Origin of the sequence: Streptomyces coffeae (assembly GCF_016741875.1) — a bacterium.
Lineage (GTDB): Bacteria > Actinomycetota > Actinomycetes > Streptomycetales > Streptomycetaceae > Streptomyces > Streptomyces coffeae.
Window position 1 is genome coordinate 369069 of sequence record NZ_JAERRF010000006.1, and the last position, 13906, is coordinate 382974.

General features: G+C 72.4%; 14 protein-coding genes. 10 read left to right on the plus strand and 4 right to left on the minus strand.

The window, feature by feature from the left end:
* Positions 1-324: 324 nt before the first annotated feature.
* A complete protein-coding gene (locus tag JK363_RS12905) occupies positions 325-1461 on the minus strand; it encodes an MGDG synthase family glycosyltransferase (RefSeq protein WP_236075714.1) in 1137 nt (378 codons plus the stop codon).
* Positions 1462-1594: 133 nt separating this feature from the next.
* On the opposite strand from JK363_RS12905, the gene JK363_RS12910 reads away from it, so the two are divergent.
* From JK363_RS12910 to JK363_RS12920, 3 genes are read left to right on the plus strand one after another with little or no spacing between them, the layout of a single operon-like run.
* Positions 1595-2413: an SDR family NAD(P)-dependent oxidoreductase gene (locus JK363_RS12910; protein ID WP_201874967.1), complete on the plus strand. Its 819-nt coding sequence runs from the start codon at positions 1595-1597 to the stop codon at positions 2411-2413.
* Positions 2414-2419: 6 nt separating this feature from the next.
* A complete protein-coding gene (locus tag JK363_RS12915; protein ID WP_201874968.1) occupies positions 2420-3385 on the plus strand; it encodes a DMT family transporter in 966 nt (321 codons plus the stop codon).
* Positions 3382-4122, plus strand: a complete 741-nt coding sequence (locus JK363_RS12920) for a polysaccharide deacetylase family protein (RefSeq protein ID WP_201874969.1) — start codon at positions 3382-3384, stop codon at positions 4120-4122. Before JK363_RS12915 ends, JK363_RS12920 begins: the two co-directional genes overlap by 4 nt.
* 15 nt (positions 4123-4137) lie before the next feature.
* Here the strand turns inward: JK363_RS12920 and JK363_RS12925 are convergent, their stop codons facing one another.
* On the minus strand, positions 4138-5604 hold the full coding sequence (locus tag JK363_RS12925) for a class II fumarate hydratase (protein WP_201874970.1): 1467 nt from the start codon (positions 5602-5604) through the stop codon (positions 4138-4140).
* Positions 5605-5817: 213 nt separating this feature from the next.
* Here JK363_RS12925 and JK363_RS12930 point away from each other — a divergent pair, with 213 nt between their 5' ends.
* Positions 5818-6501 (plus strand): GNAT family N-acetyltransferase, encoded by a 684-nt coding sequence (locus JK363_RS12930; protein ID WP_201874971.1) that lies wholly within the window; start codon positions 5818-5820, stop codon positions 6499-6501.
* Between the two features lie 45 nt (positions 6502-6546).
* On the opposite strand, the gene JK363_RS12935 is transcribed toward JK363_RS12930, so the two are convergent.
* On the minus strand, positions 6547-7431 hold the full coding sequence (locus JK363_RS12935; protein WP_201874972.1) for a LysR family transcriptional regulator: 885 nt from the start codon (positions 7429-7431) through the stop codon (positions 6547-6549).
* A gap of 88 nt (positions 7432-7519) precedes the next feature.
* Here JK363_RS12935 and JK363_RS12940 point away from each other — a divergent pair, with 88 nt between their 5' ends.
* The 5 genes from JK363_RS12940 to JK363_RS12960 all read left to right on the plus strand — a co-directional run bounded on the left by JK363_RS12940 (position 7520) and on the right by JK363_RS12960 (position 11905).
* Complete coding sequence (locus JK363_RS12940; RefSeq protein ID WP_201874973.1) at positions 7520-7900, plus strand: YybH family protein; 381 nt, start codon at positions 7520-7522, stop codon at positions 7898-7900.
* A 392-nt stretch (positions 7901-8292) separates the two neighbouring features.
* Positions 8293-9435, plus strand: coding sequence for an inorganic phosphate transporter (locus tag JK363_RS12945; protein ID WP_201874974.1), 1143 nt, complete (start codon positions 8293-8295; stop codon positions 9433-9435).
* 83 nt (positions 9436-9518) lie between these two features.
* Entirely contained in the window at positions 9519-9773 is a 255-nt protein-coding gene (locus tag JK363_RS12950) for a hypothetical protein (protein WP_201874975.1), read from the plus strand.
* Between the two features lie 69 nt (positions 9774-9842).
* A complete protein-coding gene (locus tag JK363_RS12955) occupies positions 9843-10709 on the plus strand; it encodes a pentapeptide repeat-containing protein (RefSeq protein ID WP_201874976.1) in 867 nt (288 codons plus the stop codon).
* A gap of 5 nt (positions 10710-10714) precedes the next feature.
* Complete coding sequence (locus tag JK363_RS12960) at positions 10715-11905, plus strand: damage-control phosphatase ARMT1 family protein (RefSeq protein WP_201874977.1); 1191 nt, start codon at positions 10715-10717, stop codon at positions 11903-11905.
* A 55-nt stretch (positions 11906-11960) separates the two neighbouring features.
* On the opposite strand, the gene JK363_RS12965 is transcribed toward JK363_RS12960, so the two are convergent.
* The gene (locus JK363_RS12965; protein ID WP_201874978.1) at positions 11961-12788 is read right to left on the minus strand and encodes a hypothetical protein; all 828 of its coding nucleotides are present in this window, start codon (positions 12786-12788) and stop codon (positions 11961-11963) included.
* A 513-nt stretch (positions 12789-13301) separates the two neighbouring features.
* On the opposite strand from JK363_RS12965, the gene JK363_RS12970 reads away from it, so the two are divergent.
* Positions 13302-13892 (plus strand): GNAT family N-acetyltransferase, encoded by a 591-nt coding sequence (locus tag JK363_RS12970; protein ID WP_201874979.1) that lies wholly within the window; start codon positions 13302-13304, stop codon positions 13890-13892.
* Positions 13893-13906: the final 14 nt, after the last annotated feature.

Below are 13906 nucleotides of genomic sequence, written 5' to 3' on the forward strand. Positions count from 1 at the left end.
CCGCCACCCATGGGCCGCGGTGTTGGCGACGACAGGACTCCAGGCAAACCGAGGGCGCGGCTGACGCGGTCCGCGGAGTCGGCGGTCGGCGCGCAGGGCCCCGGGAGAGGGTGGATCCGATACGCTTCGGCGGTCCGGAACCCACCGAAGACACGGGCCATCCTCTCCCGCCCGTATCCGCGCTGCCTTGCCCGCCCGGCCCCGGCGACATCGGCAGCCGTCGGCCACCCCGGTCGCGGGGTGCCGTCGGCACCGCCACACCGCTCGCCACCACAACACCCCCGCGGCCACCGGACTGATGGCCGTCCACGCCCCGGCGCCCCGTCAGCCTGGCGCTGCCGCGTCCCGCACCGTCTCGGCGATCCGTGCGGCGGCGTCGTCCGCGAACAGCTCGCGGGCCGCCGCGATCCGGCGCTCACGTGTCCCGGAGGACACGGTGAGCACATCCAGCAGCCGCAGCAGATCCCATGAGTCCGCCGCATGGTCCGACAGGCCCAGGGCGGCCATCCTGCGGACACCTTCCCGGCCGTGCCCCGGGATCGGGCGGTAGCCCACCACGGGCACACCCGTCGCCAGCGCCTCCAGCGCGGTCTGCCCGGCGGCGTTGTCCACCAGGGCCTGTGAGGCCGCCAGCAACCCGGGCATGTCCGGCTCCCAGCCGAGGGGCAGCACCTCCGGCCACCGCGCCAGCCCATGCCGCAGCCGCTCGTCCCGGCCGCACAGCACCACCGGCAGATATCCGCCGCCGGACAGCAGCCGCGCCGTCTCCGCCACCCGTGTCCCAGCCCCCCACGCGCCGACCGACAGCAGCACCGGTGGCCTCCCGGGCGCCCGGGCCGCGAACCGCCGCCCCCAGTCATCGGCGCCCTCCGCCGGGGCGAAGAACCGCGCCGCCACCACCGGGCCGGTGGCCGTGGCAGGACGCCCCAGCGCCCGGCGCACGGTCTCCGCGGCCTCGGCGGAGACACACAGATACCGGTCGTTGCCCGGATGCAGCCACTGCCGGTGCACCGAGAAGTCGGTGACGACGACCGTGCTGGGCACGGTCAGCGCACCGCGCTTGCGCAGCCGCCCGGTGAGCTGCGCGGCGAGGTGGAACACCGGGACGACCGCGTCCGACCGCAGCCGCTCCACGGTGTCCAGCAAACGGCCCTCGGCGAGCACGGCCAGCGGAGCGGTGCCGGGCCGCGGACCGGGGCCGGGACGGAAGAACGCCCGGTAGATGCCCGCGTACACCACCGGCGCGCGGCGGATCGTCGTCCGGTAGAAGGACCGCAGCCCCGCTCCCACACCGGCGGGCAGCAGATCCAGCACATCGACCCGGTCCGCCCGGTGCCCCATCGCCTCCAGCCTGCGCACCAGCTCGCCCGCCACCGCGTCGTGCCCAGCGCCCATCCCGGCGCTCATCACCAGCAGACGGCGGGGGGAGGGGGCGCCGGAGCGGTCGGGCAGGGGCCGCATGAACACCTCCGATGGTGCGAGGCGCGCCGGGACATGGCTCACTGGAGGTAACCGCTCCGCGTGCCGTCAAACCGCGCACCCGACGGCCGGTGTCCCGACCACCCGCCGGCCCGCAGCGAGACAGGGAGATGCCATGATCCGCCCCCTCCCGGACGCACACCTCCACCACGGCACGGGCCGGGACACCGGGCGCGACGCCGGCACCGGGACCAGGATCGCGCTGGTGACCGGCGCCTCTTCGGGCATCGGCGCCGCCATCGCCGACCGGTTCGCCGCAGAGGACGACTGGCGGCTGCTGGTCAGTGGCCGCCATCGGGAACGGCTGGCCCGGGTGGCCGGGAGGACCTCGGCCATCGCCCTCCCCGCCGATCTGGCCACCCCTGAGGGCAGCCAGGACCTGGTGCGCGACGCCCTCGATGCCGCCGGCCGGATCGATCTGTTGGTGGCGGGGGCGGGCGTGGGCTGGGCCGGATCGTTCGCCACCATGCCCCCGGCCGCCATCGACCGGGTGGTCGGCGTCGATCTGCTGGCGGCCGTACGGCTTGTCCGCACGGCCCTGCCGCAAATGCTCGACCGGCGGCGCGGACACATCGTGCTGATCGGCTCGATCGCGGGCAGTGTGGGCGTCCGTGGCGAGGCGGTGTACTCGGCCGCCAAGGCGGCGCTCGGCGCCTTCGCCGACTCCCTGCGCTACGAACTGCGCGGGGCCGGCGTACGTGTCACCCATGTGGTCCCTGGTGTGGTGGACACCCCGTTCTTCGCCCGCCGCGGGGCCCCGTACACCCGCGCACACCCCCGTCCGCTGCCGCCCGAGCGGGTCGCCGCCGCGGTCTGGGACGCCGTGGCACGGGGCCGCGACGAGGTTTACGTACCCGCCTGGCTGCGGCTGCCCGCACTGATCCACGGGGCGGCGCCGGCGCTCTACCACCGGCTGGCCTCCCGCTTCGGGTGACGCCCGGTGAACGTCCTGACCGTCCTGCTGGCCCTGCTGTCCGCGCTGGGCAACGGAGCGGCGTCGGTGCTCCAGCGGCGGGCCGCGATGGACCAGGAGCGGGAACAGCCGGGCGGACAGGGCCTCGGCCACGCCGTACGGCGGCTCGGCAGGCTGCTGTGCCGCCCCTACTGGCTGGCCGGGGGCGCGGCGATGGTGGTGTCGGCGGTGGCCCAGGTGGGCGCGCTGGCCGTGGGACGGCTCTCCGTCGTCCAGCCGCTGCTCGTCAGCGAGCTGCTGTTCACGCTGGTGGTGGGCAGTCTGGTGTTCCGGCAGTACCCGGACGGCCGCACCTGGCTGGCGTTTGTGATGCTCGCCGCCGGTCTCGCGCTGTTCCTCATCGCCGCCGACCCCTCGCGTGGACAGGCCACGGCGCAGAACGGCCGCTGGCTCCCGGTGGGTGTGGCCGTGGTGCTCGCCGTGGCCGCCCTGGCCGCGGTGGCCCGCGCTCTGCACGGCGCCGCCCGCGCCGCCGTCCTCGGCTGTGCCACCGCCGCGTGTTTCGCCTGCACCGCGGCCCTGATCAAGGAGTTCACCGGCCGGTTCGCCGGCGGAGTGGCCGCGGTGTTCACCAGCTGGCCGCTCTACGCCGTGTGCGTGGTCGGGCTGCTGAGCTTCCTGCTGTTGCAGAGCACGCTGCGCGCGGGCACCCTGGCGGCGTCGCAGCCCGCGCTCACCCTCGGCGACGCGCTGGTGAGCATCGTGCTGGGCTGGGTGCTGTTCGGTGAACGGGTCGAACTGGGGCTGCGCATCCTGCCGGAGGCCGTCGGCGTCGCCCTGATGGCCGTGGGGATCGTCGGGCTGACCCGCTCGCCCGCCATGGCGGGCGGCTGGGACGCCGACGGACCCGCGGCCCCGGAACCGTCCGCCGCCCCCACGACGGACATCCCCGGACGGCGGGACGGGTCCGGGGACCGGGGGAGGGCACCATGAGCGTCCGTCACCGGCCCGGAGCGATGGTGCGGAACACGGCCCTGCTGGTGGCCGCCGCCCACGCCGCCCCGGCCGGTACCTGGCTGGCGGGGCCGCGGCGGGCCCTGTTCCCCGCGCTCGCGGGCTCCGGTCGTTCCGACCATGTGGCCCTCACCTTCGACGACGGCCCTGATCCCCGGTCCACCCCGCGATTCCTCGACGTCCTCGACGAACTGGCGGTACGGGCCACCTTCTTCGTCCTGGGCGACAGCGTGGTGCGCTATCCGCGGACCACGCTCGACATCGCCCGCCGCGGCCATGAACTCGCCGTCCACGGCTGGACCCACAGCCGCCCGTGGCTGCCCACGGTGGCCCGGGACGTCCGTGAGGTCGCCCAGGCCGCCCGTGCCGTGCGGATGGCCACCGGCTCGGTGCCGCTGTGGTACCGGCCGCCGTATGGCATTCTGACCGGCGGCCGCTGGCTCGCGGCGCTCCGGGCCGGTCTCCGGCCGGTGCTGTGGTCGGCCTGGGGGCGCGACTGGTCCGCGGACGCCACCCCCCGCTCGGTGCTCGCCGCCGTACGGCGCGATCTGCGCGGCGGCGCCACCGTGCTGCTGCACGACTCCGACCGGGCGGCAGCGGTGGGCTGCTGGCGCGCCACGCTGGCTGCGCTGCCCGCGCTGGTGGCGGAATGCCGGGCGAACGGCCTGGAGGTCGGGCCGCTGGCCGACCACGGATCGCCCGGGTTCCTTCGGTGAGCCGGGTCCCCGGTTTCATTCGGTGAGCCGGGCCATCTTCCGGGGGTCGACGATGCGGTCGAAGTCCTCGGCGCCGATGTGGCCGCTGGCGATGGCGGCCTCGCGCAGGGTGGTTCCCTCGTCGGCCGCCATGTGCGCGATCTGGCTCGCCCTGTCGTAGCCGAGCTCCGGGCAGAGCGCGGTGACCAGCATCAGGGAACGCGCCACCTGGTCGTCGATCCGCTCACGGTTCAGCTCCGCGCCCTCGACGCAGTGGACCCGCAGCTTCTCGCAGGCGTCGGCGAGGGTCCGGGCGGAGTGCAGCACGTTGTTGATGACGAGCGGCCGCATCGTGTTGAGCTCGAAATTGCCCTGACCGCCCGCCAGGGCCACACTGCTGTCCTCCGCCAGCACCTGGGCGCACACCATCATCATCGCCTCGCACTGGGTGGGGTTCACCTTGCCGGGCATGAGGGAACTCCCGGGTTCGTTGGGTGGCAGGATCAGCTCCCCGATACCGCAGCGGGGGCCGGACGCCATCCAGCGGATGTCATTGGCGATCTTCATCAGCGGAACGGCCAGGGCCCGCAGTCCGGCGGACGCGGCCACCATGGCGTCCAGACTGCCTTGCGCCGCGAAGGAGTTGACCGCCACCCGGAACGGATGTCCGGTCGCCTGTGCGAGCTCCTGGGCGACCGCCGCGCCGAAGCCCTCGGGCGCGTTGAGGCCGGTGCCCACCGCGGTGCCGCCGATGGCCAGCTGGTACAGGCCGGGCAGAGTGGCGCGCAGCCCCTCGATGGCGTCGGACAGCTGGGCCGCGTAGCCGGACCACTCCTGCCCCACGGAGAGCGGGACCGCGTCCTGGAGATGGGTGCGGCCGGTCTTGACCACGTCGTACCAGGCGCGGGACTTGGCGGCGATGGCCTCCTGAAGCAGGCTCACCCGGGGCAGCACATGGTCGTGCAGGGAGCGCACGGTGGCGAGATGCATGGCCGTGGGGAAGGTGTCGTTGGACGACTGCCCCATGTTGACATGGTCGTTGGGATGCACCGGGTCCTTCGATCCCAGCACACCGCCGACCAACTGGATCGCGCGGTTGGTGATGACCTCGTTGACGTTCATGTTGACCTGGGTGCCGGATCCGCTCTGCCACACATGGAGCGGGAAGTGGTCGTCCAGCGCGCCCGAGACCACCTCGTCGGCGACATGGGCGATCAGATCGGCCTGCCAGCCCGCCAGCCGCCCCTCACGGCCGTTGACCAGCGCGGCCGCCTTCTTGATGGAGCCGTAGGCGTGGTAGACGGCCCTGGGCATCCGGTCCTCGCCGATCGAGAAGTGGACCAGCGCCCGCTGGGTCTGGGCACCCCAGTACCGGTCGGCGGGCACCTCGATCGTCCCCAGAGCGTCGGACTCGCGGCGCCGGCCGGTGGCATCGATACGCGTGGGCAGATCCCGCACCTGCGGGGCGCCCTCCCCGCCCTGGGGCCCGGGGCGTTTGGTCATCGCCGCAGCCCACCCATACGCACACACCCCGCATCACAGAGATCCACCTCCCCCTGCCAGTGTCGCCCCGCACCGGCCGGGTCGCATCCGGCCCGCCCGGCGCCGGGTCAGGGGGCGATTCTGGAATTCCCCGCGCTGCGCTGTCATGGCGATGTAATGTGTGCACGGCAAGATTACCTATTACATCCGGGGGATGGTGTGGCGATGTATCAGATGGCGACCGCGCGCGTGGACGCTGGGCCGGTGGACCCGGAGTTGGTGCGGGCCTGGGTCGAGGGCTGGGTCATCTCACGACTGGCGTCACCGCCGGAGCGGACCTTGTACGGGTTTGTCTTCGATGTGGGTACACAGCCCCGTCAGGTGACCCGCCATGTCCTGCCCGAAGCGAACGAAGCGCTGGTGCGCGAGCTCACCAGCACCATCACGGCACCCGGCACCTGGCTGAAGACGCTGCTTCCGAGGGAGGTCGTCGGACCATGGATGGCGCCCGGCTGGGACTTCGACGATCCGGGCTTCCTGATGTCGACACCGCTGGCCCCGGTGTCCGCGCCGGTGCCCGACGGCTATCGCATGCGTACCTGGACACGGGGCGGTCTCACCCGGGCGCTGGTGGTCACCACCGACGGCACCTTCGCCGCCCGTGGCCAGGTGGCGGTTCCGCCGGGCGCCGACACCGCGGTGGTCGACCAGATCGAGACCGCCACGGACCAACGCCGCAAGGGCCTGGGCAGCCTCGTCATGCGCACCTTGGCCCATGAGGCCCTCGCGGTGGGCGCGCGGTCCGCGGTGCTCGGGGCGACGCCCGAGGGGCAGGCGCTGTACGAGTCGCTGGGGTGGCGCACCGACGCCCCGCTCACCGGCCTCATCCGCAACCCCTCGGCCGCGCCGAAGGTCTGATCTACTGTCAGCACAGCTGCACCCGGGGTGAGTTGGCCGGAGCGTCTACGCCCCGGCCACCGCCTCGCGGGCGCGGGCGATCAGGGCACGTCCGGCCGGACCGCTCGGGCCGCCCGCCCGCCAGGCGAAGGCCAGCCGTCCGCGCAGCGCGGGCGGGTCGATGGCGACGGTCCGCAGCCGGTCCGACCGTGCGTCGGCGAACGCGCGGGGCAGGATGGCCGCGCCGAGTCCACGCTCGGCGAGCTGGGCCAGCACTTCGGGGTCGCTGGCCTCGAAGGCGATGCGCGGGGTGAAGCCGGCCGCGGCGCACGCCTCGTTCAGCCGGGTGCGCAGCCCAGTGCCGTACGGCAGGCTGATCAGCGCGCGCCCGCGCAGGGTGTCCAGGGAAATGGCCGAGTGGACGGCCAGTTCGTGATCGTGGCTGACCGCGGCGACGATCGGCTGGTCCGTGATCACCGCCATCTCCAGACCGGCCGGGGCCGTGGGACCCACGCTGACGATCGCCGCGTCCAGCCGTCCGTTGCGCAGTCCGTCGACGAGCTCGTCGGACGTGCCCTCGGTCAGGGTGATCTCCACTGCCGGATGGGCGTCGTGGAACTCCGCCAGCAGCCCCGGCAGATCGACACTGTGCGAGGTCACGGTGCCCACCGCCACATGTCCCCGCAGCAGCCCGGTCAGCTCGTCGACGGCGAGCCGGGCGCCCTCCACCGCGGCCAGCGCGGCCCGTGCGTAGGGGAGGACCGCCGCGCCCACTTCTGTGAGCCGCACCGAGCGGCCGGAGCGGTCCAGCAGCTCCTGTCCGAGCTCCCGCTCCAGCCGCCGGATCTGGGCGCTGACCCCGGGCTGCGCCACATGGACCCGCTCCGCGGCCCGGGTGAAGTTCCGCTCCTCGGCCACCGCCACGAAGTAGGCGAGCTGTCGCAGTTCCATAACAGATGATTCTAGCAACCAGATGAACTATCTCTTGTACTTCTGGTGACGACCGCACGAGAGTGGAGGCAGACGAAAGGAGCCGATCATGACCGAGACCCGTGAACGCGCCACCACCCCCGAGGACCTGGCCCGGCTGTTCGTGGAGCGAGCCAACGCCGGTGACGCCGAGGGGCTGGCCGAGCTGTACGCGCCGGACGCGGTGCTCGCGTATCCGCCGGGGTCCGCGACCGTCGGCCGGGACGCCATCCGCGCGGTGTGCGAGCGGATGCTCGAGCACACCTCCGAGCCCTTCCAGCTCGAGGAGGCGCTGCCGACCGTCCGCCACGGGGACCTCGCCCTCACCTCGACCCGCCCCGCCGACAACACCGGTGGCCGGGTGCAGGTGGCCCGGCGCCAGCCGGACGGCACCTGGCTGCGGATCATGGACCGCCCCGAGGTCCGCTCCCCGGACCGGGGCGAGGGATGACCGTCCTCATCGCCGGGGCCGGGATCGGCGGCGGTCCGTGAGCGACTGGAGGTGCGGACGCGGTCCGCACCTCCATGGTGATCGTGCGCGACGGGGATGGGGAACCGGTCGCGTATCCGATCGGGCGTGACCGCACCAACCGGGTCTGCCAGGTGCGGATGTCCGCACCCGCGCGCCGGCCGGGGACGCGGCCTGGAACCGCGCGGGCCGGGTTGCCGGGGGCGCCGTGCGGGAGCTCAACACCCGCCTCTCCCTGAGCCCGACGCGTCGCCAGGAGCGGCCTCGGGGTCGCGCTCCGTACCGCGTGGCGGCCGTCCGGCTGCGCGCTTAGCGTTGAATCAGACAGCGGTCTTCACAAGGACGGTCCGGCGCGAGGGTGTGGGAGGTCCGAGGTGGAATCTGTCACCTTCCTTCTCATCGCTGTGATTCTCACCGCACTGGCCTTCGACTTCACCAACGGCTTCCACGACACCGCCAACTCGATGGCCACCTCCATCGCCACCGGGGCGCTGTCCCCGCGCGTCGCCGTGGCTGTGGCCGGAGTCCTCAACCTCGCCGGGGCGTTCCTGTCCACCGAGGTGGCCAAGACGATTTCCAACGGCATCGTCGACGATGCCAAGGTCTCCCCAGTGATGATCTTCGCGGGGCTGGTCGGGGCGATCCTGTGGAATCTCATCACCTGGCTTGCCGGACTGCCCTCCAGCTCCTCGCACGCCCTCTTCGGCGGGCTGATCGGCGCGGTGTGGGTGGGGTCGGGCGGTTCGGCGGTGCGGTTCGACGCCATCGCCGAGAAGATCGTGATTCCGGCGCTCGCCTCCCCGGTGGTGGCCTGCCTGGTCGCCGTACTGGCGACATACCTCGCCTATGTGATCACCCGGCGGGTGTCCGGCCGCACGGTGCGCAAGGGCTTCCGCGCCGGACAGGTGGGCTCGGCCTCCCTGGTGGCCCTCGCCCACGGCACCAATGACGCGCAGAAGACGATGGGGGTCATCACCCTCGCCCTCATCTCCGGCGGTGTGCTCAGCCATGGCGCCGGCCCGCCGTGGTGGGTGGTGGTCAGCGCCGGTCTCGCGATCTCGCTGGGCACCTATGCCGGTGGCTGGCGGATCATCCGCACCATGGGGAGGGGGCTGACCGATATCCAGCCACCCCAGGGCTTCGCGGCCGAGACCAGCGCGACCGCGGTCATCCTCTCCTCCTCCCACCTGGGCTTCGCGCTGTCGACCACCCAGGTCTGCACCGGCAGCATTCTGGGCGCCGGGCTCGGCCGCAGGCTGGCCCATGTGCGCTGGGGCGTGGCCGGGCGGATCGCCGTGTCCTGGATGCTCACCCTGCCCGCGGCAGCGGCCGTGGGAGGCACCGCCGCCTGGGTCGCCGGCCGGGGCACCGCGGGCGTGGCGCTGGTGGCGAGCGTGGCCGTGGCGGCGGCAGCGGGTTTCTACGCACTCTCGCGCCGTCGGCCGGTCAACCCGGACAACGTCAATGAGCTGCCCGTTCCCGGCGCCGCCGAGAGCACGGCGCGCTCGGCCGCGTGACACCGGGGAGGTGACACCGGGGAGGGGACACCGGACGGACCGCGGACGACAGGCACACCGGACGACGGGAGGAGTCTGACGGGATGGACATCGAATGGGGCAGCCTCGGCGGGGTCCTCGGAGTGAGTCTGGGGATCACCGTGGTCGTGGTCGTCATGTTCTCGCTCGGTATCGCCGCGTGGAGCCGTGCCGAGGCGTACGGCGAACGCTCCGGCGCCACCCGCCGCGGTGTCCTTCACCGCGGCTCCGGCACGGTGGCCGCGGCCATCGCCATGGTGTGTTTCGCCGCCTGTCTGGCGGTCGCCGCTTATGGAATCGACCTGATCATCCCCGACTGAGACAATGGGTCCTTGTGCCCAGCGCCACCCCAAGCCGTGGCGCACTGTGGAAACGGGAGATCACACACGGTGTCACACCAGCCCGAAGCACCCTCCGGCGAGGTGGACCGCCTCGACCTGCGGGCCGACTGCGGCAGCTGCTTCGCGCTCTGCTGTGTCGCGCTGCCCTTCGCCGCCTCGGCGGACTTCGCGTTCAACAAGGACGCGGGGCGGCCCTGCCGCAATCTGCGTGAGGACTTCCGCTGCGGTGTCCACGCCCGGCTGCGGGAGAAGGGCTTCTCCGGCTGCACGGTCTTCGACTGCTTCGGCGCCGGGCAGAAGGTCTCCCGCCACACCTTCGCCGGACGCGACTGGCGCCGCCACCCGCACACCGCCGCCGACATGTTCGTGGTGTTCCCGGTGATGCGTGTGCTCCACGAACTGCTGTGGTACCTGACCGAGTCCCTGACGCTTCCCGCCGCCCGGCCCCTCCACACCGAGCTGCGCGCGGCGCTGCACGAGACGGAACGGCTCACCCGCGGCAATGCCGACGAGTTGCGGCGACTGGACGTCGCGGCCCACCGGGAGAAGGTCAGTGGTCTGCTGCTGCGCACCAGCGAGCGGGTACGGGCCACGGTCCCCGGAAAGAAGAAGAACCGCAGGGGAGCAGATCTCATCGGAGCCCGGCTCCGCGGTGCCGATCTGCGCGGCGCCAATCTCCGCGGGGCTCTGCTCATCGCGGCCGACCTCACCCGGGCCGATCTGAGCGGCGCCGATCTGATCGGCGCCGACCTCCGCGACGCCGATCTGAGCGGAGCGGATCTCACCGGCGCCCTCTTCCTCACCCAGGCCCAGCTCAACGCGGCACGGGGCGATGCCGCCACCCGGGTGCCCGGCGCGCTCAACCGCCCCGCGCACTGGCAGCGCCCCGTCCCCGGGCACGGTGTGGAATCCTGACTGCCATGCCCGACGCATCCGACGCGCCCCAGATTCTGAGCGACGCGCCCGGATCGTTCGCCCGGAGCGTGCTCGCCGAGCGGCATCCGGCGCTCATCGAGAAGGTGCGCGATGCCTTCCCGTACGGCCCCGAACAGCACCGTGCGCTCGACACCCTGCACCATGAGTGCACCGAGGGTGTCATCGCGCCGCTCCCCGCCACCGCGTACGACCACGACCGATGGCAGGAGTGGGGACGGGAACACTTCGGCCGGTCATGGTTCGATGTGCCCTTCCTGTGGGCCGAGAGCTACTTCTACCGTCAGCTCCTCGAAGCCGTCGGTTACTTCGGGCCCGGCCCCTGGCAGGGCATCGATCCGTTCCGCCCGTTCAAACACGCCGAACTGCACACCCCTGAGGCGGCCGAAGAACTGGCCGCGCTCGACGCCGTGCTGCGCTCACCCACCGAGCGTCAGGCGAACGCGCTGGTGCACGGCTCGCTCTGGGGCAACCGCGCGGACCTCGGGTTCCGGCTCTCCACCACGAGTGACGCGGCGGACGCCGCCGACGCGCCCCTCGTGGCAGACGCCACCGAGGCCCTGTGGTCACTGCTGCCCGGCGGCTCCCCGGCCACCGTGTATCTGGTGGCGGACAACGCCGGGCGGGAACTGCTGCCCGACCTCGTCCTCCTCGACCATCTGCTGTACCACGGCCGCGCCGACCGGGCCGTGCTGGCGGTGAAGCCGTATCCGTACTACGTCTCCGACGCCACCACCGCCGATGTCCTCGACTGTCTGCGCCGTCTGACCCGGGCCGGGGGAGCCGTCGCCGATGTCGGCAGCCGACTGTGGTCGGCGATGGGCAAGGGGCACCTCACCATCGGGGCCCATGACTTCTTCCGCGCTCCGCTGCCCTACGCCGCCATGCCCGGCAGTCTGCGGCGTGCATTCGCCTCGGCCACGGTGACCGTCATGAAGGGCGACCTCAACTACCGCCGCCTGGTGGGCGACCGGCTGTGGCCGCCGACCACGCCCTTCACCGCATGCACCGGGTACTTCCCCGGGCCGGTGGCCGCACTGCGCACCCTGAAGTCCGATGTGATCGTGGGCCTCGACGAACGCACCGTGGCCGCGCTCGACACCGCCCACCCGGAGGGCTGGCGCACCACCGGCACCCATGCGCTGATCCAGGTCGATCCCGGCCCGCGCCGGCGATGAAACACCACCGGCGCGGGACCGGGCCCCTCGGGGCCCGCGGAAACGGCCGCGCCCGTCAGCCGAGGCGGATGCCCACCGCGTAGGCGGTGAGGGTGGCCGGATCGGGCACGTGGTGGTCCTTGGAGGCGGCGGTGAAGCTGGGTGTCTGGGTGGTGGCCGGTTCCAGCTTCCACAGCAGATTGCCCGAGCCGTTCCAGTGCACTTCCGCCCCGCCACCGGTCAGCGCGTATCCGGGCGTCAGCGATGCCACCGCGGCCGGGTGCGGGGACCGTCCGGCATCGGCCCGGGTGAAGGTGTTGAACACCGTCCCGACCCGCAGCCGCCGCCGCAGGGCGATGGCGTACGCACGGATGTTGGCGGGGTCGGAGACCAGATGGTCCTTCGACCGCACCTTCCAGGAGGTCTCGGTGGCGGGGAAGGACGCGGTGGCGAGATTGCCCGCACCGTGCCAGTCCACCCGGAAACCGCCGCCGACCAGGACGTAGTCGTTCGACGACGGCAGCCCTGCCTCGGCTTCCGGATGCGGGGCCAGACCGCTGTCCGCACGCGAGACGTACACCGACCGCAGCAGCTCGTCCCGGCTCATCCCGGCGATCTTCAGACCGATGACGTAGGAGACCAGCTCATACGCCTGTGCGTCGACATGGTCCTTCGCGCTGACGGTCCACCCCGACAGGTCGTCAGTGGGGTACGACGCGGTCAGCAGCGCGCCCTGGGGGTACTCCACCGCGGTGGCCCCGCCGCCGATGGCCACCATGTCCCCGTCGCCGACGAGCACAGTCTCGTCGATCCAGTGCTGCTGCGGCGGATTCCCCCGGTGCGAGAACACCGACACGGTCACCCGGCCCGAGGCGTCGTGGAAGGTGTTCAGGCGCGTCCCCACCGAACTCAGCACACGTCTGGTGTCCTGCGGCCCCCTGGACGCGGCGGCGGCCGCTCCGGCTCCCATGCCGCCGACCGCCGCCGCACCCGCCACGGCTGTTGCCGCCCTGAGCATGTCCCTTCGGCTTCGCATCACTCTGTTCAACCCACCTTCTGTGTAAGCGCTCTGACCTGATGTCAGAGAGAGCAGAAAGCTAGCCGTGACCCGCAAGACACGGATATTCCCCGAAATGACGGATTGACAGAACCCTGCGACGTCGCGCACACGCCCCATGCCACTGCCCGTACCGTCCTCACCTGGAAGAAACCCCGGCGCCGAGGGTGCCGTCACGGTCTCCCACAGCGCTGGAGGATCACTCGGGCTGGGACGCGCGCTCCCAGGTCGTCGCATTCGAGCCCCATGAGGGCATGTCCGTCGGCCAATTTCGAAGCCGGGCACGGGATACCCGGCCCGGGAGCGGGCGGACGGCGAAATCCCGTGGCGAACGGCCCGCCCCTCGCGCATCATCCACGGATGACCTCGTCGCACTCCGGCCCGACGGCCGACTTCGCCACCAAACCCGTCCTCGTCGGCGAGAAGGTGCGCTTGCGCCCGTTCACCGAGGAGGATGCGCCGGAGATGGCCGTCATCCTCGAGGACGAGGAAGTCCGCAGGTTCACCGGTGAGCCGACCGCCCCCGCCTTCGAGGAACGGCGCCTGCGGGAGTGGTACGGAAGCCGCGGTACGCAGCCGGACCGGTTGGATCTGGCGGTCGTCGACCGGGCGAACGGCACGCTGGTGGGCGAGGTGGTGCTCTACGAATGGGACGAGCCCAACCGCAGCTGCGCGTTCCGCACGCTGCTCGGCCCGCGGGGGCGTGACCGGGGGCTTGGCACCGAAGCCACCCGGCTGATCGTCGGCCACGGTTTCGAGCGGCTCGGGCTGCACCGCATCTCGCTGGGCGTCTTCGCCTTCAACCCCCGCGCCCGTCGCGCGTACGAGAAGGTCGGCTTTGTCGCCGAAGGGGTGGAGCGCGAGGCGCTGCTGTACGAGGGCGCATGGATCGACGCCGTGATGATGTCCGTGCTGGACCGGGAGTGGGCGGCGCACCGCGGCCATCCGTAACCGGAACGCCGGGG